Here is a 22,667-nt window from a genome sequence, read left to right as displayed (position 1 = left end):
CGGCCCGGCGTGACGTTACTGTGACTTCGCCCCATCATGCCCGACGGCGGCGCCGGGCCGGGAACGGGTTCCCGGCCCGGCGAGCCGTCAGCGCGCGGCAGGCTGCTGCGAGCCGTGCTCGGCCAGCCCGCCGAGCGCGCGCACCCAGTGCTCGGCGAAGACCCGGATCTCGTCCTGGTTGAACGCCGCCTCGACGTAGTCGAAGCGGACGAGCAGGCCGTCCGGGCCGACGTCGATCAGCAGGTCGAGCAGCACGTCCGTGACCGGGGGCTCGATCAGCACCCGGGCCGGGCGCACGTCGCGGTAGCGCAGCGCGTACCGGCCCTGCGCGGCGGCGGCCAGCTCCCTGCGGGCGGTGACGTGCCGCAGCACCGAGTAGCCCGCGCCGCCGGATGGCACCGCGGCGCGCGCGGCGGCGACGCGCTCCAGCAGCTCGCCCGCGGCCGGGCCGCCGACCAGCGCCTCGGCCACGTCGACGGTGGCCGGGGGCAGCGGGAGCGGGTAGCCGACGTCGAAGGCGCCCGCGACGCCGTCGGTGCGGCCCGCGCTCCTTCCGTCCGCCTGCAGCCGGACGACCGGGCCGATGGCCCTGGTCACCGCCTGGTCGGCGGCGGTGCGCACGGCGAGCGCGGTGGCGGCGAGCAGCACGTCGAGCACCTCGGCGCCGTGCGCGGCCGCGGCGGCGGCCACCGCGGCGGTGCCGTCGGCGGTGATGGTGAGCGAGATGCGGCGGCGGCCGCCGGCCGGGATCGGCGGCTCGGCCGGGCGGCCGGCCAGGGTGCCGCGCCACCAGTCCAGCTCGGCGCGCTCGGGGCCGGCCAAGCGGCGGCGCAGCGCGGTGAGCAGCTCGGTGACGCCGTCGTCGGCGCCGGGCGGGTTGGCGTGCCTGCTGCCGGACCAGGCGGCGGAGAGGTCGTCGGCCAGGATGCGCCAGGTGGTGTCGTCGACCACGAGGGCCGAGGCGACCAGGAGCAGGGTGGCGGAGCCGTCCGGGCGGGCGGCGAAGACGAAGCGGATATTGCGGCCGGCCGCCGGGTCGAGTTCGGCGGAGACCTCGGCGACCATGCGGTCGAGGGGTGGGAGGTCGCCGGAGAGCGGGAGGTGGACGAAGGGCTCGTCGGCGCGCTCGGGCGGGGGTGGGAGTTCGAAGACCGGGCCGGGGGCGCCTGGTTCCTGGCGCCAGCGGGACCAGAGCAGGGGGTGGCGCTCCAGGACCGCGTCGACCGCGGCGCGGACCGCTGCCGGGTCTGTTCCGGCGGGGACGTCCACGGCTGCCGCGCGGAGCTGCGGGGTGAGGCCGAGGTTCACCGCCGTCGGGGTGGTGATGGGGAGGCGGGACGGGAGGACCGCTGTGGTCAGTGCCGAGGTGGAGATGGTCGGGACCTGGGTTCTCGGCTCGGCCGGGTCGGTGACGGCGGGGCCGAAGGGGTTCGGGGATTCCTGGCGGGCGCGGTGGCGGGGGGCTTCGTCCTCGTCGTGGGGCGGGAGGGCGGGGGTGGTGGCGGTTGGCCACGGGGAGTCGGGGGTGGCGGGGACGCCGTTCGACCGGGTGGCCCACGGGGGGCTCGGTTCAGGGTCCGGGCCGGCGGGGACTCCGTTGGACGGGGTGGCCCAGGGAGGGCTCGGTTCGGGAGCCGGGGCGGCGGGGACACCGTTCGACGGGGTGGCCCACGGGGGGCTCGGTTCGGGAGCCGGGGCGGCGGGGACACCGTTCGACGGGGTGGCCCAGGGGTACTCCGTGCCGGTTCCCGCTGGTGCGGGGGTTCCGCTCGGCACAGAGGTGCCGTTGGAGGGGGTGGCCCAGGGGTACTCGACGGGGGTTTGGGCCGGGGCGGGTTCCGCGCTCGGCACCGGGGTCCCGTTCGACGGGGTGGCCCATGCGGGCTCGGCGGGCTGTGCCGACACCTCGGATGACTCGTCGGCGGGGGTGGGCGCCGATGCGGCAGTGTCGTTCGAGGTTGTGGCCCATGCGGACTCCGCGGCCGATTTCGGCTCGTCGGCGGGGGCTGCGGGCTCGTCTGCGGGCGCAGCAGGCTCGTCAGCGGAGGCAGCAGGCTCGTCGGCGGGGACTGCGGGCTCGTAGGCGAAGGCAGCGGGCTGGTCAGCGGGAGCAGCGGGCTCGTCGGCGGGGGCAGCGGGCTCGTAGGCGAAGGCAGCGGGCTGGTCAGCGGGAGCAGCGGGCTCGGGTGCCGGGGCAGCGGGCTGGTCGGCGGGGACTGCGGGCTCGGGGGTGGGGGCGGCGTGTTTGGGGAGGGGGCGGATCTCGGTGGGGGCGTCGGCGGTGAGGAGGGCGTCGAGGAGGGGGGTGACGGTGTCGAGGGCGGTGGGGCCGGTCATCTCCTCGTGGCGGACGGGGACCTCGTGGTCGAGGATGCGGGCGGCGTGCGGGCGCCAGGAGGCGATGACGTCGTGATCGCGGCGGTCGTCGGCGGCGGCGCGGAAGTAGTGCACGGTGCCGTCGAAGACGCCGGGGCGGTGCCGCGGGAGCAGCAGGACCGAGCGGACCGCGGTGGTGTAGGCGGCGCGCAGGCGGATGCGGTCCACCTCGACCATTTCGCTGGGGATGCTGCGGTGCAGTGCCGCCAGGTGCTCCTCGGAGAGTTCGGCGAGCCGGTCGGGGTCGACGTCGTGCATGCCGATCTCGGCGAGCATGCGGACCGTGGTCTCGCGCCAGGTGGTGAGGTCGAAGGCGAAGTCGGCGTCGAGCAGGGCGAGCAGCCCGACCTGCTGGCCTGCGGCGCGCAGCCGCACCGCGACCTCGTGCGCGAGCACGCCGCCGAGCGACCAGCCGAGCAGGTGGTACGGGCCTTCCGGGCGCACCGCCCTGATCTCGGCCACGTACCGCTCGGCCAGCTCGGCCAGCGATTCCGGGCCGTCCCAGGCGTCCGGGCCGGTGAGCGGCTCGGACAGGACCGGGGACTGGATGCCGTACACCGGGACTCCCGGGGTGAGGCGAGTCGCCAGCGGCTGGTAGCACCAGGCCAGGCCGGCCATGGGGTGGATGCAGAACAGGGGCGGTTGCTTCGCGTCGCCGGTGCGCAGCGGGAGGACGACGGCGAGGGCCGGGTCCGCCGGGGCGGCGGGTTCGGCGGCGTGTTTGCCCGCGGTGACGGGCTGGTAGACGGCGGTCGGCATGTCGTCGGCGGGCGCCGGGAGCCGGGAGCCGTCATCGAGGTCGGCGATCTCGCCCGCGCCTGGGCCAGCGGCGGAATCGAGGTCGGTGCTGGCGATCTCGCCCGCGTCGGGACCGGCGGCGGAATCGAGATCCGTGATCGGAGCACCGGACTCGTACTGGGCGTCCCCGGCCGCGTGCGCGACGGGGACCGCGGGCACACCGCGCACCCCGTCGATCCGCCCGGCGAGATCGGCGACCGTCGCTCCGTCGAACAACCATGGGACGCGAACGGGCACTTCGGTCTCCGCGACGAGCCGCGCGACGACGCGCACGGCGTCGAGGCTCGTCCCGCCGAGGGCGAAGAAATCGTCGTCGGCGCCGACGGCGGGGGCGCCGGTGAGCGCGGCGGCGAAGGCGTCGGCGACGAGCCGCTCGGTGCGCGTCCGCGGCTCGCGGCCGGTGCGGGGGGCGAAGTCGGGGGCAGGGAGGGCGCGGCGGTCGAGCTTGCCGGTGCCGGTGAGCGGCAGCTCGGCCAGCGGGACGACGGCGGCGGGCACCAGGTACCCGGGCAGCCGGGTGCGGGCGAAGGCGAGCAGCTCGGCCGGGTCGACGACCTGGCCTGCGACCGGCACCGGGTAGGCGACGAGCCGCCCGTCGGCGACGGTCACCGCGGCGACGGCGACGGCGGGGTGCGCGCGCAGCACCGCCTCCACCTCGCCCGGCTCGACCCGCTGCCCGCGCAGCTTCACCTGGAAGTCGTTGCGGCCCAGGTACTCCAGCCCGCGCCGGCCGAGCCGGACGATGTCGCCGGTGCGGTAGAGCCGCTCACCGGGGCGGAACGGGTCGGCGACGAACCGCTCGGCGGTCCGGCCCGGCTCGCCCGCGTACCCGCGGGCCAGCTGGACCCCGGCCAGGTACAGCTCGCCGGGGGCGCCGATCGGCACCCGGCGCAGCAGCGCGTCCAGCACGTGGATGTCGGTGCCGGCGACCGGGGTTCCGATCGGCACCGGGCCGGTGCCGCCGTCGGTGTCGGCGCGGTACGCCGTCACCACGGTCGCCTCGGCGGGGCCGTACCAGTTGTGCAGCTCGCCGGTGAGCAGCGCGGCGAAGCGCTGCACGGTGCTCCGGCCGAGCGCCTCGCCCGCGGCGAAGACCCGGCGCGGCAGCGCGGCGGGCTCGCCCGGCGTCTCGGCGAGCAGCCCGAGGTAGGCGTCGAGCAGCGAGGGGACGAAGTGCACGGTCGTGACGCCCGCGCGCTCGATGAGGGCGCGCAGCAGCGCGGGCTCGCGGTGCGCGCCGGGCTCGGCGATCACCAGCCTGGCCCCGGTCTGCAGCGGCCAGAACAGTTCCCAGGCGTGGATGTCGAAGGTGACCGGGGTCTTGTGCAGGACGACGTCGGTGCTGTCGTGCGGGTGCGCGGCCTGGGCCCAGCGCAGCTGGTTCACCAGCTGCCGGTGCGTGCTGAGCACGCCCTTGGGCAGGCCGGTGGAGCCGGAGGTGTGCACGACGGATGCCAGCGTGTCGGGGCGGTTGGCGTAGGCCCGCGCGATTCCGGGCCGCACCTCGGCGAAGTCGACGACGGTGGTCCCGGCTCCGGTGCGGAAATCGGCGGTGCCGAGGACGAACTCGGGGCGCACCCGCGCGAGCACCGCGTCGATCCGCTCGGCGGGGTCGGCCGGGTCGAGCGGGACGTAGGCGGCGCCGGTCTCCAGCACCGCGTAGATCGCGGTCACCAGGTCGAGCGAGCGCGGCAGCGCCACCGCGACGAGGCGCTCCGGCCCGGCGCCGAGGTCGGCGAGCGCACCGGCGTAACCGGCGACGCGGGCGCCGAATTCGGCGTAGGAGATGGTCTCGGCGCCGAAGGTCACCGCGGGGGCATCCGGGGTGCGCGCCACCTGGTCGCGGAAGAGCGAGACCAGGGTGTCCTCGCCGGGCGGCGGGGCGAGCGCGCCGTCGTTGAGCGCGTCGAGCACGGCGCGCTCCGGGCCGGGCAGCAGGTCGAGCGCGGCGAGCCTGCGGTCGGGGCCGAGCGAGATCCGGTCGAGCACGACGCGCAGCCGCTGGGTGAGCACGGCGGCGACCGCGTCCTCAACGGCGTCGCGGCGGAAGAGCACCCGGATGCCGAGCTGCGCGCCCACCTCGACCAGCAGGGTGATCGGGTAGTGCGTGTAGGTGACGGAGTCCATGGCGCCGATCCCGGGTGTGCCGGTGGCGTGCTCGGCGGCGGCGCGCAGCGCCTCGGTGTCCACCGGGTAGCTCTCCACCGCGACGAGGGTGTCGAAGAGCGGGTCGGCGGAGCCGTTCCGGTGCGCGGGGGCGCGCTGGATGTCGGCGAGGCCGAGGTGGTGGTGGTCGAGCAGCGCGGCCTGCTCGGACTGCAGCCGGGTGAGCAGCTCGCGCACCGTGCCCGGGCCGCCGGTGCGCACCCGCACCGGGACGGTGGTGGCGAAGAGCCCGACCATCTCCTCGGCGCCCGCCAGCTCGGCCGGGCGGCCGGAGACGACCGCGCCGAAGACCACGTCGTCGCTGCCGACGGCGCCGCCGACGACCAGCGCCCACGCGGCCTGCACGACGGTGGCGACGGTGACGCCGGTGCCGGTGGCGAGCGCGCCGAGCACGGCGGTCCTGGTGACGTCGACCTCGACGACGGCGGTGCCGACCTCGTCGCGCTGCTCGGGCCGGACCGGCCCGGCGAAGGCGGCGAGCGCGGGGGCGAGCAGGGTCGGCTCGACGCCGTCCAGCGCGGCGGCCCACGCGGCGGTCGCGGCGCCGCGATCGCGCTCGGCGAGCCACTGGACGTGATCGCGGTAGGGCCGCGGCGCGGGCAGCTCGGGGCCGCCCGCGTAGAGCACGAGCAGGTCCCGGACCAGCAGCGGCATGGACCAGCCGTCGAGCAGCAGGTGGTGCAGGGTGAGCGTGAGGTGGGCGCGGCCGGATTCGGTGCGGTACAGCGTCATCCGGAGCAGCGGGGCGGCGCCGGGGTCCATCGGCTCGGCGCGCTCGGCGGCGCGCAGCGCGGGCAGGTCGGCGTCGGGGACCGGCTCGAAGTGCTGCCAGGGCAGCGCGACCCGCTCGTAGACCAGCTGCACCGGGGTGCCGTCCGCGGTGTGCGCGAAGACGGTGCGCAGCACGGCGTGCCGGTCGAGCAGCGCGGTCCCGGCGGCGTAGAGCCGGTCGAGGTCGACGTCGGCGGGGAGTTCCAGGGCGAACTGCATGACGTAGTAGTCGGGGCCCGGCTCGGCGCTGTGCACCAGCAGCCCGGCCTGCAGCGGGGTCACCGGGAGCACGTCGACCAGCCCGTCGCCCGCCCGGCGCCAGCCGTCCAGCTCCGGCTGCGACACCGCGACCAGCGCGACGTCGGACGGGGTGAGCCCGCCCGCGGCCGGGTGGTCCAGGTGCCCGGCCAGCGACTCCAGCGCGGCCAGCCAGTCCTCGGCGAGGTCGCGGACGTCGGCCTCGTCCAGGATGCCTGCGACGTAGCGGAAGGTCGCGGTGAGCCGGATGCCGTCCAGGTCGTCGGCGATGGCGTCGATCTCGATCACGCCGGAGGCGGGCAGCTCGGGCGCGGGGTCCAGCTCGATCCGGCCGAACTCGCCGGTCGGCAGCCAGTCCATGGTGAGCGCGCCCGCGATGCCGCCCGCCCGGCCGAGGTAGTTGAACGAGATCTGGCCGGGGTGCGCGGGTTCGGCGAGCTCGCCAGCGGGGTCGAGCCCGCGCAGCATGCCGAAGCCGATGCCGCGGTCGGGCACCGCGCGCAGGTTCTCCTTGACGGCGCGCACCGCCTCGGCGGCGCCCGCCCCGCCCTCGTAGTCCGGGCCGAGCGCGACGGCGCCGAGGTCGAGCGCGACCGGGTGCACGGTGGTGAACCAGCCGACGGTGCGGGCCAGGTCGGCGCCGGGCACCGCCTGCTCCTCGCGGCCGTGGCCCTCCAGCCGGACCACGGTGGTCGCGGCCTCGACGCCGCGCCGGGCGCGCCAGGCCCGCACCGCCATGGCCAGCGCGGTGAGCAGGGCGGTGTCCGGGCCGGTGTGGTAGAGCGCGGGCAGCCGGGTGAGCACGGCGGCGGCGATCGGGCCGGGCACCGGCACCTCGAAGCGGCCGGTGCCCGCGTGGGTGTCGCGGCGCGGGTCGAGCGCGCGCACGCCGAGCAGCGGGTCGGGGGTGGCCAGGATCGAGCGCCAGAGCGGGAGCTCGTCGGCGCGGCCGGGCGCGGCGGCGGCGAGGCCGTGCGCCCAGCGGCGCAGCGAGGTGCCGACCGGGGGCAGCTCAACCTCGATGCCGGCCGAGATCTGCGCCCACGCGGTGACCAGGTCGGGCAGCAGCACGCGCCAGGAGACGCCGTCGATCACGTAGTGGTGCACGGCGAGGACCAGGGCGTCGCGGTCGTCGGGGCGGTGCAGCCAGACCCCGGCGAACATCCGGCCCGCGGCCGGGGCCAGCTCGGCCAGCGCGGTGTCGGTGGCGACGGTCGCGAAGCGGTTCAGCTCGGCCGCGCCCGCCGCCGCGGGCACGTCGAGCCGGGTGATGGCGGCGTCGACCAGCTCGGTGGCGTCGGTCGCCCTCGTCTCGAACTCCCAGCCCGCGGGTGCGGGGCGCAGCCTGGCGCGCAGCGCGTCGTGCCGCTCGACCACGGCGGCGAGGGTGGCGACCAGGTCGGCCCGGTCGATCCCGGGCGGCAGCGCGAGCACCATGAACTGGCCGAAGCGGTCGACGATGCCGCCGCGGTCGAGGAAGTCGGCGAGCACGGGGAGCAGCGGCATGGAGCCGATGCCGCCGCCGGAGAGCTCGGCGGGCGCGCTGCCCTGGTGCGCCGCGGTGCGCGCGATCCGGGCCAGCCCGGCCACGGTGCGCTGCTCGAAGACCTCGCGCGCGGTGATCACCAGCCCGGCCGCGCGGGCCCCGCCGACCACCTGGATGGCCGAGATGCTGTCGCCGCCGAGCGCGAAGAACGAGTCGTCGACGCCGATGTGCTCCAGCCCGAGCACCCGGCCGAAGATCTCGGCCAGCCGGGCCTGGGTGGCGTCGACCGGGGGCCGGGCGGTGCCGCCCGCGGGGACGGGGGCGGGCAGCGCGGCCCGGTCCAGCTTGCCGCCGGGGGTGAGCGGGATGCTCTCCAGCACGACCAGCGCGGCGGGCACCAGGTGCGCGGGCAGCCGGTGGGTCACGAAGGCGTGCAGCTGCTCGACGCCGATCTCGTGGCCGGCGGCGGGCAGCACGTAGCCGACCAGCCCGACCGCGCCGCCGGGCAGCCGCCGCGGCTGCACCACCGCGAAGCCGACCGTTTCGTGCGCGGTGAGCACGGCCTCCAGCTCGCCCGGTTCGATCCGCAGGCCGCGGATCTTCACCTGCAGGTCGTTGCGGCCGAGGAACTCCAGGTCGCCCGCGGCGGTACGGCGCACCAGGTCACCGGTGCGGTACATGCGCTGGCCGGGCAGCCACGGGCAGGCGACGAAGCGGGCGGCGGTGAGCCCGGGGCGGTTCCGGTAGCTCTCGGCCAGCGCGGCGCCCGCGATGTGCAGCTCGCCGACGGCCCCGGTCGGCACCGGGTGCAGCCGCCCGTCGAGCACCCACTCGGTGATCCCGGCGACGGTCTCGCCGAGCGTCACCGGGGCGCCCGGCTGCAGCCGGGCGCTGTTGGTCATGACGGTGGCCTCGGTGGGGCCGTAGCCGTTGTGCAGCTCGCGCACCCGGCCGTCCGGCAGCGTGATCGCCCAGCGGGCGGCGAGCTCCGGCGGGCTCGCCTCGCCCGCGGCGAGCAGCGAGACCAGGTCGGGCAGCGCCGCGGGGTCGAGCGTGGCGAGCACCGACGGGGTGAGCACGGCGTGCGAGACCGCCTCGGCGCGCAGCAGCTCGGCCAGCTCGTCGCCGCTGGACGCACTGCGCGGGGCGATCACCAGCGTGGCGGCCGCGCCCGCGGCGAGCAGCAGCTCGAAGATCGAGGCGTCGAAGGAGGGCGAGGCGACGTGCAGCACCCGGGAATCGCCGGAGGCGCGCAGCGCGACCCGCTGCGCGACCACCAGCCCGGCCAGCCCGAGGTGGTTCACCGCGACGCCCTTCGGCGCGCCGGTGGAGCCGGAGGTGTAGACCACGTAGGCGATGTCGGAGGGGCTGAGCGGGGCCAGCCGGTCCCGGTCGGTGACCGGGGTGCCGCCGAACTCGTTGATCCAGCTGTCCGAGCCGCGGCCGTCGAGGGCCAGCCAGGGCAGGTCGGCGGGGAGCCGGTCGCGCACTGCGGCGAGGGTGAGCCCGAGCACCGCGCCGGAGTCGGTGACCATGAAGGCCACCCGCTCCGGCGGGTAGTCCGGGTCGACCGGGACGAAGGCGGCGCCGGTCTGCGCCACCGCCCAGATGGCGAGCACCGACTCCGGGGTGCGCGGCATGCCGACGGCGACCACGTCGCCGGGGCCGATCCCGCTGTCGATCAGCGCGCGGGCCAGCCGGGCCGAGCGGGTCTGCAGCTCGTCGTAGGTCCAGCCCCGCTCCCCCGCGCGCAGCGCGACGGTGGCGGGCGCCTGCGCGGCCGCGCCGGTGAGCAGGTCGGAGAGGGTGAGCAGGTCGGGGGCCGGCCTGCCGCCGAGCCGGGACGACCCGCCCAGCTCGGCCTCGGTGACCAGCGGCAGGTCGCCGACCGGGGTGCGCGGCGCCGCGGCGACCGCGGCGAGCAGCCGGACGAAGCGCCCGGCGAAGGCCCGCACGGTGGACTCGGCGTAGCGGTCCAGCGCGTAGCCGACCGAGCCGACCAGCGCGGCGTCCCGCGCGGGCCCGGCCGCGCCGATGGCGACCGAGAGGTCGAAGCGCTCCACCCGCAGCTGCGGGTCGAGCACGGTCAGCTCCAGCCCGGGCAGCGCGAAGCCGGTGGCTGGCAGGTTCTGGTAGGCCAGCGCGACCTGGAAGAGCGGGCTGCGGTTCAGTGCCCGCTCCGGCTGCAGCGCCGCGACGACCTCCTCGAACGGGACGTCGGCGTGCGCGAAGGCGGCCAGGTCGGTCTCCCGCTGCCTGGCGAGCAGCTCGGCGAAGGGCTCGGCCGGGTCGATCCGGCTGCGCAGCACGAGGGTGTTGACGAACATGCCGACCACGTCGTCCAGCTCGGCGACGCCGCGGCCTGCGACCGCGGTGCCGACGGCGATGTCGTCGCCGCCGCCGAGCCGGGCCAGCAGCACCGCGAGCACGGTGTGCACGGTCATGAAGAGCGAGGCGCCGGTGCCCCTGGCCAGCTCGTCGAGGGCGCGGTGCACCGACGGGTCGACGGTGAAGGCGACCGTGCCGCCGCGCAGGGACGGCTGCGCCGGGCGCGGCCGGTCGCCGGGCAGGCTGGACTCCGCTGGCAGCCCCTCCAGCGCGTCCCGCCAGTAGCGCAGCTGGGCCGCGCCGAGCGAGTCGGGGTCGTCGGGGTCGCCGACGGTGGCGCGCTGCCAGAGCGCGTAGTCGGCGTACTGCACCGGCAGCGGCGCCCACTCGGGGGCGGCGCCGTCGACCCTGGCCCGGTAGGCGGCGACCAGGTCGCCGGTGAGCGGGCGGATGGACCAGCCGTCGGCGGCGATGTGGTGCAGCACGACGACGAGCACGTGCTCGGGGCCGCCGTGCTCCGGGTCGGTGACGGCGAGCAGCGCGACCCGCACCGGCACCTCGGCGGCCACGTCGAACGGGGTCGCGGCCAGCTCGGCCACCCGCTCGGTGACCTCGGCCGCGGCCACCGGCTCGATCGCGAGCTCGATGCCGTCACCGGGCGGCAGGATCTGCTGCTCGGGGCCGGAGCCCGCGTCCGGGTAGCGGGTGCGCAGGGTCTCGTGCCGGTCGATGACATCGCCGAGCGCGGCGTGCAGCGCGGCGGTGTCGAGCGCGCCGCGCAGCCGGACCGCGACCGGGATGTTGTAGGCGGTCGCGGCGGTGTCGAACTGGTTGAGGAACCACATCCGGCGCTGCGCGGGCGAGAGCGGCACCGGGGCCGGGCGGACCGCGGCCACCAGCGCGGGGGCGTCGTCGACGGGCGCGCCGGTGAGCCGGGCGGCCAGCGCCGCGACGACCGGGAGCTCGAAGACCAGCGCCACCGGGACGCGGCGCTCCAGCGCCGCGCCGATCCTGGCCGCGACCCGCATGGCGCCGAGCGAGTTACCGCCGAGCGCGAAGAAGTCGTCGTCCCGGCCGACACCGGTGGTCTCCAGCACCTCCGCGTAGGCGGCGGCCACCAGCTCCTCCACCGGGCCGCTCGGCGCGGTGAAGGCGCGCGCGGTGAACTCCGGCGCGGGCAGCGCCCGCCGGTCCAGCTTGCCGGAGCTGTTCAGCGGCAACGCGTCCAGCTCCACCAGCGCGGCGGGCACCAGGTACCCGGGCAGCCGGGCGAGCAACCGGGTGCGCAGCGCGTCCCGGTCGAGCCGGGCGCCGTCGGCGGGCACCAGGTAGCCGACCAGGTGCTCCCCCTCGGCCACCGGCACCGGCAGCACGACGGCCTGCGCCACCTCCGGCGCGGCCAGCAGCGCGGCCTCGATCTCGCCGAGCTCGACCCGCTGCCCGCGGAACTTCACCTGGAAGTCGGCGCGGCCGCGGAACTCGAGCTCGCCGGAGGCGGTGCGGCGCACCAGGTCACCGCTGCGGTACATGCGGGAACCGGCCGGGCCGAACGGGTCGGCGACGAAGCGGTCGGCGGTGAGGTCGGGGCGGCCGACGTAGCCGCGGGCCAGCTGGCCGCCCGCCAGGTACAGCTCGCCGACCACGCCGTCCGGCACCGGGTGCAGCCGCTCGTCCAGCAGGTAGACCCGGCTGCCGCCCTGCGGCTCGCCGATGGCGACCGGCACGCCGGGGCGCGCGGTCCAGCCGGTGATCGAGACGGCGGCCTCGGTGGGGCCGTACAGGTTGTGCAGCCGGGCCGGGGTGGCGGCGGCGAAGGCGGCGACGGTCTGCGGCGGCAGCGCCTCGCCGATCACGAAGAGCTCGCGCAGGCTCGCCAGGTCGGCGCTGCCCCGGCCCGCCGCCGCGGCCAGCGCGGTGAGCACGGAGGGCACGAAGTCGGTGGCGGTGATGCCGCGCGCGGCGATGGTGTCGAGCAGGTAGCGCGGGTCGCGGTGGCCGTCCGGGCTCGCGAGCACCAGCCTGGCGCCCGCGCGCAGCGGCAGCAGCCAGCCCCAGAGCGAGACGTCGAAGGTGGTCGCGGTCTTCTGCAGGTAGCGGTCGCCCGGCTCCAGCGGGTAGCGCGCCAGCATCCAGCTGATCTGCTGGTGGATGGCGCGCTGCGGCACCGCGACGCCCTTGGGCTGCCCGGTCGAGCCGGAGGTGAAGAGCACGTACGCGGGGTGCTCGGGGTGCAGCGGAGCGCGCCGCTCGTAGGCGGCGAGCGGCTCGGCGGCGAAACCGGCCGAGTCCAGGCCGTCCAGCTCGAGTACCGGCAGCCCGGCGGGCGCGGGCACCCGGTCGGCGGCGGTGGTGAGCAGGCAGACCGGTGCCGCGATCCCGAGCACGGTGCCGATCCGCTCGGCCGGGTGCTCCGGGTCCAGCGGCAGGAAGGCGGCGCCCGCGGTGAGCACCGCGTAGATGGCGATCACCAGCTCCGGAGAGCGCCGGATGGAGAGCGCGACAACGGTTTCCGGACCGGCGCCGCGGGCGATGAGCAGCCGGGCGAGCCGGTTCACCGCGGCGTCGAACTCGGCGTAGGTCAGGGTGCGGCCCTCGTACTCCACCGCGACCTGCGCCGGGAGCGTGCGCACCGCCCGGCGGTACCCGTCGAGCAGCTCCTCGCCAGGCACCTGGAACGCCGGGCCGGACCACACCGCGGCCGCCCGCTCGGCGTCGGTCAGCAGCGCGGCGTCGCCGACGGCGGTGGCGGGCCGGGTGACCAGCGTGTCGAGCAGGCGGAGCAGCCGGTCGGCGAAACCGGCGACGGTCGCCGGCTCGAAGAGGTCGGTGGCGTAGGCGAACTCGGCCGCCGCGGCGCCCTCGCGCGGCGGGGTGACGGTGAGTTGCAGGTCGAAGCGGGCGCGGACGCCGTCGACGTCGAGCCCGGCCACGGTGAGGCCGGGGAGTTCCAGGGCGACGGGGTCGAGGTTCTGGAAGAACAGGGCGACGGTGAACAGGGGGTGGTGGGCGGCGGAGCGTTCGGGGTCGATGACCTCGACGAGGCGCTCGAAGGGCAGCTCGGCGTTGGCGAAGGCGGCGAGGTCGGTTTCGCGGACCCGGGTGAGCAGGTCGGTGAAGGGTTCGGCGGGGTCGATGGGGGTGCGCAGGACCAGGGTGTTGACGAACATGCCGACCAGGTCGTCGAGCGCGGCTTCGCCGCGGCCGGCGACGGGGGTGCCGACGGTGATGTCGCGGGTGCCGGTGAGCCGGGCGAGCAGGACGGCGAAGGCGGCGTGGGTGACCATGAAGGCCGAGGCGTTGTGGCGGCGGGCGAGTTCTTCGACGGCGCGGTAGGTGGCGGCGGGGATGGTGAAGGTGTGGCGGGCGCCGCGGCCGGTGGCGACGGTGGGGCGGGGGTGGTCGGCGGGCAGGTCGAGGCGGGCGGGGATGCCGCGCAGGGTGTGCTGCCAGTAGGTGAGCTGGGCGGCGGCCAGGGAGTCGGGGTCGGTCTCGGCGCCGAGGAGTTCGCGTTGCCAGAGGGTGTAGTCGGCGTATTGGACGGGCAGCGGGGTCCAGGCGGGTTCGCGGCCGGTGGTGCGGGCGAGGTAGGCGGTGCTGAGGTCGCGGACGAGCGGTGCGATGGAGGCGCCGTCGGCGGCGATGTGGTGCAGGACCAGCGCGAAGACGAACTCCTCCGGACCCAGCTCGTAGAGCGCGGCGCGGACCGGCGGCTGCTCGGTGACGTCGATGCCGACGTTCGCGAAGTCGGCGAGCTTGGCGGGCAGCGTGGCCGGGTCGGCCGGGCGCGGGTCCAGGTCGGGCAGCACCCCGGCGACCGGGAGCACCACCTGGTGCGCGGCGCCGTCCACCGCCGGGTAGACCGTGCGCAGCGCCTCGTGCCTGGCCAGCACGTCGGCGACGGCGGCGCGGATGGCGGCGACGTCGACCGCGCCGGTGAGGCGGAGCGCCACCGGGATGGTGTCGGTGGGCGAGCTGGTGTCGAACTGGTTCAGGAACCACATCCGCTGCTGCGCCGGGGAGAGCGGCAACCGCTCCGGGCGCGGCACCGGGGTGAGCGCGGGGCGCGCGCCGGAGCCCTGGATCTCGGCGAGCCTGGCGGCCAGCGCCGCCACGGTCGGCGCCTCGAAGACGAGCCGGGCGGGCACCGTCGTGTCCAGCCGGGCGCCGAGCCGGGCGGCCAGCCTGGTCGCGCTCAGCGAGTTGCCGCCGAGCGCGAAGAAGTCGTCGTCCGCGCCCGCCCGCTCGGCGCCGAGCAGCTCGACGAAGACCCCGGCGACCAGCGCCTCCAGCCGGGTGGCGGGCGCGCGGTAGGCGGCGCCGCGCAGCACCGGCGCGGGCAGCGCGGCGCGGTCCAGCTTGCCGGTCGGTGCCAGCGGCACCTCGTCGAGCAGCGTGATGGCGGAGGGCACCATGTAGGCGGGCAGGCTCCGCTCGGCGAGCTCGAAGAGCTCCCTCGGGGCGGGCGAGCGGCCCTTGATCGGCCGCACGTAGGCGGCCAGGATCGTGCCGCCCTCGGGTCGGTCGAGGCCGAGCGTCGCCACGAAGTCGACGTCGTCGTGCCCGGCCAGCACGGCGTCGATCTCGCCGAGTTCGATCCGCCTGCCCCTGATCTTGACCTGGGTGTCGGTGCGGCCGACGAACTCCAGATCGCCGGACCTGGTCCAGCGCACCAGGTCCCCGGTGCGGTAGAGCCGGGAGCCGTCCGCGGCGAACGGGTCGGCGACGAAGCGGTCGGCGGTGAGCCCGGGCCGCGCGAGGTAGCCGCGGGCCAGCTGCGCACCGGTCAGGTACAGCTCGCCGACCACCCGGTCCGGCACCGGGCGCAGCCGCCGGTCCAGCACGTACACCCCGTTGCCCGGGATGGCGGCGCCGACGGTCGGCACCAGCCTGCCGCTGAGCTGCTCGGTGACGGTGGTCGCGACGGTGGCCTCGGTGGGGCCGTAGGCGTTGTAGAACTCGCGGAAACCGCTCTCCCCGATCGGCTGCACCCAGCGCCGCACCAGGTCGGCCTTGAGCACCTCGCCGCCGGTCAGGACGACCCGCAGGTCGTCGAGGCCGTCCGGCTCCATAGAGGCGAGCGCGGTCGGGGTGAAGACGGCGTGCGTCACCCGCTCCCGGCGCAGCAGCGCGGCCAGGTCGGCGCCGCCGTACACGGTCGGCGGGACGACGACGGCGGTGGCCGAGCCGGCCAGCGTGATCAGCAGCTCCAGGAAGGAGGCGTCGAAGGAGGGCGAGGCGAAGTGCAGCACCCGGGAATCCGGGGTGACGCCGAACTTCTCGCGCTGGTGCGCGCCGAGCCGGGCGAAGCCCGCGTGGGTCACCACGACGCCCTTGGGCACCCCGGTGGAGCCGGAGGTGTAGATGACGTAGGCCGGGTGCCTCGGCTCCAGCGGCCTGCGCCGGTCGGTCTGCTCGACCGCGCCCGCCGGGTAGCCGGAGTAGGCGGTGTTCTCGCTGTCGAGCAGCAGCCACTCGGCGGCGCCGGGCAGCCGGTCGCGCACCCCGGCGACGGTGAGCCCGAGCAGCACCCCGGAGTCGCCGATCATGTGCGCCACCCGGTCGGCCGGGTGGTCCGGGTCGACCGGCAGGTAGGCGGCGCCGCTCTTGGCGATGGCCCAGACCGCGAGCAGCGACTCCGGCGAGCGCGGCATCGCCACCGCGACGATGTCCTCCGGGCCGACGCCGCGCGCGATCAGCGCACGCGCCACCCGGTTCGAGCGCTCGTCCAGCTCGGCGTAGGTGATCTCGACGGCGGCGCCGTCGGCTTCGGCGTAGCGCACGGCGGCGCCGACCGGCGCGCCCCAGACCGCGGCGGTCATCAGCTCGGGCAGCGTGGCCGCGGCGACCGGGGCGGCGGCGAGCTGGGTGCGGGCGTGCGCGCGCTCCCGCTCGGCGGGGTCGAGCAGGTCGATGGCGCCGACCGCGATCTCCGGGTCGTCGGCGACGGCGGCGAGCACCCGGGCGAAGCGGCGCGCGAAGGACTGCGCGGCGACCTCGTCGAAGACGTCCGCGGCGACGGTGAAGAGCGCGACCAGCTCGCCCGCGTGGCCGTCGACCCGCGGCCGCGGCTCCACCACGACCTGCAGGTCGAACTTGGCGGTGACGGCGCCCGGGTCGAGCGCGCTCACCCGCAGCCCGGGCAGCTCCAGGGACGGCGGCTCCACGTTCTGGAAGGCCAGCATGACCTGGAAGAGCGGGTGGTGCGGGCCGACATGCCCGGCGACGACGTGCTCGACCACCTGCTCGAACGGCACCTCGGCGTGCGCGAAGGCGTCCAGGTCGGTCTCCCGCACCCGGTCCAGCAGCTCGGTGAAGCTCTCCTCCGGCGCGAGCACGGTGCGCAGCGTGAGCGAGTTGACGAACATGCCGACCAGGTCGTCCAGCGCGCGGTCGCCGCGCCCGGCGTACGGGGTGCCGATGGCGAGGTCGCCGCTGTCGGCGAAGCGGGCGAGCAGCACCGCGAGCGCGGCGTGCACGGCCATGAAGACGGTGGCGTTGCGGCCGCGGGTGAGCCGGATCAGCTCCTCGTGCACCTCGGCCGGGATCACCACCCGCGCACTCAGCCCGCGCATCGTCGGGGTGGCCGGGCGCGGGCGGTCCCAGGGCAGCTCGAGCACGGCGGGCAGCCCGGCGAGCTGCTCCCTCCAGTACGCCAGCTGACTCGCCGCCAGCGAGCCGGGGTCGTCGGCCGAGCCGAGCACCTCCTGCTGCCGGATGGCGTAGTCGGCGTAGCGCACCGCGAGCGGCGCGAAGGCGGGCGGAACGCCGGTGGAGCGGGCGGCGTATGCGGTCACCAGGTCGCGGGCGAGCACCGCCACCGAGGCGCCGTCGACACAGATGTGGTGCAGGACGAGGACGAGCAGGTGCTCGGCCGGGCCGGTCTGCACCAGCACCGCGCGCACCGGAACGTGCTCGGTGACGTCGAACGGGTTGCCCATGAGGTCGGCGACGAGCCGGCCCGGGTCGGCCGCGCGGCGGACCGGAAGCCCCTCCGGCATGGTCTCCTCGACCGTCCGCACCTCCTGGTACGGCATGCCGTCCGGGCCGAGCGGGTAGCGGGTGCGCAGCGGCTCGTGCCGCTCGAGCACGTCGGCGACGGCGGTGCGCAGCGCGGGGGCGTCGAGCTCGCCGGTGAGCCGGATGGCCAGCGGGATGTTGTAGACCAGCGACTCCGGGTCCAGCCGGTTCAGCAGCCACATGCGGTACTGGGCCGGGGCCGGCGGCACCCGCTCCGGCCTGCGCACCGGCACCAGCGGCGGCCGCTCGGCGTGCCCGTCCGCGGCGGCGCGGCTGGCCACCACCCGGTCGGCCAGCTCGGCGACGGTCGGCGCGTCGAAGAGGTCGCGGACCGCGACCGCGGCGTCCAGCGCCTCGTTCACCCGCGCCACCGCGCGGGTGGCGAGCAGCGAGTTGCCGCCGAGCGCGAAGAAGTCGTCGTCCCTGCCCACCTCGGTGGCGCCGAGCAGCCCGGCGAAGACGTCGGCGACGCCCTGCTCGATCGGCCCGGCCGGGGCCTGCGTCTGCGCCGCGCCGATCACCTCGGGGCTGGGCAGCGCGGTGCGGTCCAGCTTGCCGTTGCGGGTGAGCGGGAGCGCGGACAGCACGGTGATCACATCCGGCACCATGTGCGCGGGCAGCACCGCGGCCAGCTCGGCGCGGAGCGCGGCCGGGTCCGGCCCGGAGTCGGTGAAGGCGTCCCAGACCTGGCCGGGCACCACGTACCCGACCAGCCGCTCGCCGCTGTGCTCGTCGGCGCGGACCAGCACCGCCGCCTCGGCGACGCCGTCCAGGCCGAGCAGCGCGGCCTCCACCTCGCCCGGCTCGATCCGGAAGCCGCGCACCTGCACCTGCTGGTCGGCGCGGCCCAGGTACTCCAGCGCCATGCCCGCGCCGAACCCGGCCCAGCGGCCGAGGTCGCCGCTGCGGTACATGCGCGCGCCGGGCGGGCCGAAGGGGTCGGCGACGAAGCGCGCCGCGGTCGGCCCCGGCTGCCCGGCGTAGCCGCGGGCCAGTTGGCCACCGCTGACGTGCATCTCGCCGATCACCCCGACCGGCGCCGGGTGTAGCCGATCGTCGAGCACGTACGCCCTGACCCCCGGCAGCGCGCGGCCGATCACGCCGACCGCCTCCGCGGCCATCCGCTCGTCCAGCACCTGGAAGGTGACGTGCACCGTGGTCTCGGTGATGCCGTACATGTTCACCAGCCACGGGGCGTCCCGCGGGTACCGCTCGTACCAGGCGCGCAGCCCGCGCAGGTCGAGCGCCTCGCCGCCGAAGACCACGTAGCGCAGCGCCAGCGGGTCGGCGCCGCCGGCCACCGCGACCCGGTCCGCCTCGGCCAGCTGCCGGAAGGCCGACGGGGTCTGGTTGAGCACGGTCACCCGCTCGCGGACAAGCAGCGCGCGGAACGCCTCCGGCGAGCGCGCGGTCAGCTGGTCGACCAGCACGACGGTGCCGCCGGTGGCGAAGGCGCACCACAGCTCCCACACCGAGAAGTCGAAGGCGAAGGAGTGGAACAGGGTCCAGGCGTCGTCGGCGTCGAAGTCGAAGATGAGCTGGGTGTTGGCGAAGAGCTCGAGCACGTTCCGGTGCGTCACCCGGACGCCCTTCGGCGTCCCGGTGGAGCCCGACGTGTAGATGACGTAGGCGAGGTTGTCCGGGCGCAGCTCGCCGCGGCGCGCCGCCGCGAGCCTGCGCTGCGGGGCGAGCACCTGGGTGACGAACTCGTCCGGCTCGGCGCCGGTGCCGAGCTCGCCCAGCGTGACCACGGGAATGTCGGTGGGCGGGAGCAGCTCCCGCTCGGCGCCGGTGGTCAGCACGGCGACCGGGGCGGCGTCGGCGAGCAGGAAGCTCAGCCGCTGCGCCGGGTAGCCGGTGTCCAGCGGCAGGTAGGCGGCGCCGGACATGAGCACCGCGAGCAGTGCGATGGGCAGCTCCTCGGTGCGCCCGGCGGCGACCGCGACGACCGTCTCCGGGGCGGCGCCGAGCTCGATCAGCGCCCGCGCGGCCTGCTCGGCGCGGGCCCAGAGCGTGCCGTAGTCCAGCTCGGTGCCGAGCTCGCCCGGGCCGCGCACGGCCACCGAGTACGGCCTGGCCTGGGCGCGGGCCGCGACCAGGTCGACGAGGGTGAGCTCGGGCACCGGGGCGCCCGCGGTGTTCCAGGCGTTCAGCACCAGCTCCTGCTCGCCCGGCGCGAGCAGGTCGAGGTCGCCGACCGGAACGGTCGCGTCGGCCGCGACCGCGGCGAGCACCCGGACGAAGCGGTCCGCGAAGTCGCGCACGGTGGGCGGGTCGAAGAGGTCGGTGGCGAAGTCGATCGCCGCCGCCAGCCCGGAGCCGGGGTGCTCGACCAGGGTGAGCTGCAGGTCGAAGCGGGCCTGGCCGGTGCTGTGCAGCTCGATCGGGCGCACCGAGAGCCCGGGCAGCTCCAGCTCGGCGCGCGCGGTGTTGTGGAAGGTCAGCATGACCTGGAAGAGCGGGTGCCGCGCGGGCGAGCGCACCGGGTCGAGCAGCTCCACCAGCCGCTCGAACGGGACGTCGGCGTGGCCGAAGGCCGCGATGTCGCCGCCGCGCACCGCGCTCAGCAGCTCGGTGAAGGGGCGCGCGGTGGGCACATCGGCCCGCAGCACGAGGGTGTTGACGAACATGCCGATCACGTCGTCCAGCGCCGCGTCGCCGCGGCCGGCGACGGGGGTGCCGATCACCACGTCGTCGGTGCCGGAGAGCCTGCTCAGCACCACCGCGAGCGCGGCGTGCACCACCATGAAGAGCGTGGCGTCGTGCTCGGCGGCGAGCCTGCGCAGCCCGGCGTACGTACCCGCGTCCACCCGGAAGGGGAGGGTGTCGCCGCGGTGGGAGGCCACGGCGGGGCGCGGCCGGTCGGCGGGGAGCTCCGGCTGCGGCGGCAGGTCGGCGAGCCGGGCCCGCCAGTAGCCGAGCTGCTCCGCCATGGTCGAGGCCGGGTCGTCCTCGGAGCCGAGGGCCTTCCGCTGCCAGAGCGCGTAGTCGGCGTACTGCACGGTTGGCGGTTCCCAGTCCGGCTCGGCGCCGCGGGTCCGGCTCAGGTACGCCGTCATCAGGTCGCGGGTGAGCGGGGCGAGCGAGAAGCCGTCCGCGGCGATGTGGTGCACCACGCAGACCAGCACCGCGTCGTCCGGGCCGAGCTCGAGCAGCACGGCCCGGATCGGCGGCGCCGCGGTGACGTCGAAGCCGCGCGCGGCGGCCGCCATGACCAGCTCGTGCACCTCGTCCTCGGTGGCGCTGCCGCGCTCCAGCCGGGGCAGCACGGGGTCGCCGACCGGCCGGATGTCCTGGTAGCCGACGCCGTCCAGCTCCGGGTAGACGGTGCGCAGCACCTCGTGCCTGCCGACCAGGTCGGTGACGGCCAGTTCCAGCGCCGCCACGTCGAGCGCGCCGGTGAGCCGCACCGCCGTCGGGATGTTGTTCACCGCCGACTCGGGGTCGTAGCGGTTCAGGAACCACATGCGCTGCTGCGCGTAGGAGAGCGGGATGCGCTCGGGGCGCGGCTGCGCGGTGAGCGGCGGCCTGCCGCCGGTGCCCGCGTACGCCGCCACCCGCTCGGCCAGCGCGGCGACGGTGGTCGCCTCGAAGAGCAGCTGCACCGGGACCTTGGCCGCCAGCGCGGTGCCGATCCGAGCCGCGGCCTGCGCGGCGAGCAGGGAGTTGCCGCCCAGCTCGAAGAAGTCGTCGTCGGCGCCGACTTGCCGCTCGGTGCCGAGCACCGCGGCGAACGCCTCGGCGACGGCCCGCTCGGCGGCGGTCTCCGGCGCGCGGAAGTCGCGCGCGGCGAAGACCGGCTCGGGCAGCGCGGCGCGGTCCAGCTTGCCCACCGGGTTCAGCGGGATGCGGTCGAGCACGACGACGGCCGCCGGGATCATGTAGGCGGGCAGCGCGCGGCCCGCGAAGAGCACCAGCTTCTCGGTGTCGAGCACCGCGCCCGGCCGGGGCAGCACGTAGGAGACCAGCGCGGTGACCCCGGATGGAAGCACCTTGCCGAGCGTGGCGGCGTAGTCGACGTCCTCGTGCGCGGTGAGCGCGGCGTCGATCTCGCCCAGCTCCACCCGGAAGCCGCGCACCTTGACCTGGAAATCCGTCCGGCCGAGGAACTCCAGCGGGCCGTTCTCGGAATCGGTGCGCCTTGCCAGGTCGCCGGTTCGGTACATGCGAGTGCCCGGCTCGCCGAGCTCGCTGCCGAACGGGCAGGCCACGAAGCGGCTCGCGGTGAGCGCACCGCGGTTCAGGTAGCCGCGGGCCAGCGCGGGCCCGGCCAGGTACAGCTCGCCGACCACCCCGGCGGGCACCGGCCGCAGCCTGGCGTCGAGCACGAAGACGTGCACGCCCGGGTAGGCGGTGCCGATGGTGATCGGCTCGCCCGCGCGCAGTGCCGGGGTGCCGGTGGCGGCGATGCTGGCCTCGGTGGGGCCGTAGGCGTTGAAGAAGTTCCGGGGTGAGACGGCCCAGCGTCGGACCAGCTCCGGGCCGAAGCGGTCGCCGATCACCATGACCGAGCGCAGCGAGTCGATCCCGCCCGGATCCACCGACTCCAGCGCGCCCGGCGTGATCAGCATGTGCGTCACCTGCTCGCGGCGGATGAGATCGGCCAGCTCGAAGCCGCCGAAGACCCCGGGCGGCGCGATCACCAGGGTGGAGCCGGTGGCGAAGGCGAGCAGCAGCTCCAGCACCGAGACGTCGAAGTTGGGCGAGCAGATGTGCAGCACCCGGGAGCCGGGCCGAACGTCGTAGTGGTCGCGCTCGTGCGCCACCAGCGCGCCGAGCCCGGCGTGCGTGACGACGACGCCCTTCGGCCTGCCGGTCGAGCCGGAGGTGTAGAGCACGTACGCGGGGTGCTCGGCGTGCAACGGCCGCACCCGGTCCTCGTAGGAGACGGGGTGGCCGGGGCGCTCGTCGATCCGCTTCGCGAGAATGGGGTCGTCCAGCTCGATCCAGTAGGCGGCGGTGCCGAGCACCGGCCGGTGCCTGCTCAGGGTGAGGCCGAACTCGGCGCCGGAATCGGCGACCATGTGCTCGATCCGCTCGCGCGGGTAGGTGGGGTCGATCGGCACATAGGCCGCGCCCGCCTTGGCGATCGCCCACACCGCGAGCACCGACTCCGCCGAGCGGGTGATGGCGATGGCGACCACCGCGCCGGGGCCGACGTCCCGGATGATCAGCTCGCGGGCCAGCCTGGACGAGGCCTCGTCCAGCTCCCGGTAGCTCAGCTCGACCTGGTCGCCGGGCTCGCCGGTCGGGTTGTACCGGATGGCGATCGACTCCGCCGCAGCCTCGACCGCCCCCGTCAGCAGCTGAGCGAACAGCGGGCTACGGGTCTTGCGCCGACGGTTGTCCCGGTTCGAGCGTCGGTGGGAGTCCATCGTGTGCATCCCCTAAGGCAGAGCAGATTCTCGAGTGTAGGCAGCGGTCGCCCCTGCCGCACACTCGCTTTATCGTCGGCAAATCAGCCTTG

General features: G+C 76.1%; 1 protein-coding gene. It reads right to left on the bottom strand.

Translation table 11 applies throughout. From position 1 onward, the window contains the following. Positions 1 to 87: 87 nt before the first annotated feature. The gene (locus LTT61_RS22155; protein ID WP_233015981.1) at positions 88 to 22,575 is read right to left on the bottom strand and encodes a non-ribosomal peptide synthase/polyketide synthase; all 22,488 of its coding nucleotides are present in this window, start codon (positions 22,573 to 22,575) and stop codon (positions 88 to 90) included. Positions 22,576 to 22,667 lie beyond the last annotated feature (92 nt).

It is taken from the genome of Nocardia asteroides, assembly GCF_021183625.1.
GTDB lineage: Bacteria > Actinomycetota > Actinomycetes > Mycobacteriales > Mycobacteriaceae > Nocardia > Nocardia asteroides_A.
The sequence above is the reverse complement of the archived record's forward strand: the minus strand, read 5'-3'. Positions and strand labels throughout refer to the sequence as shown.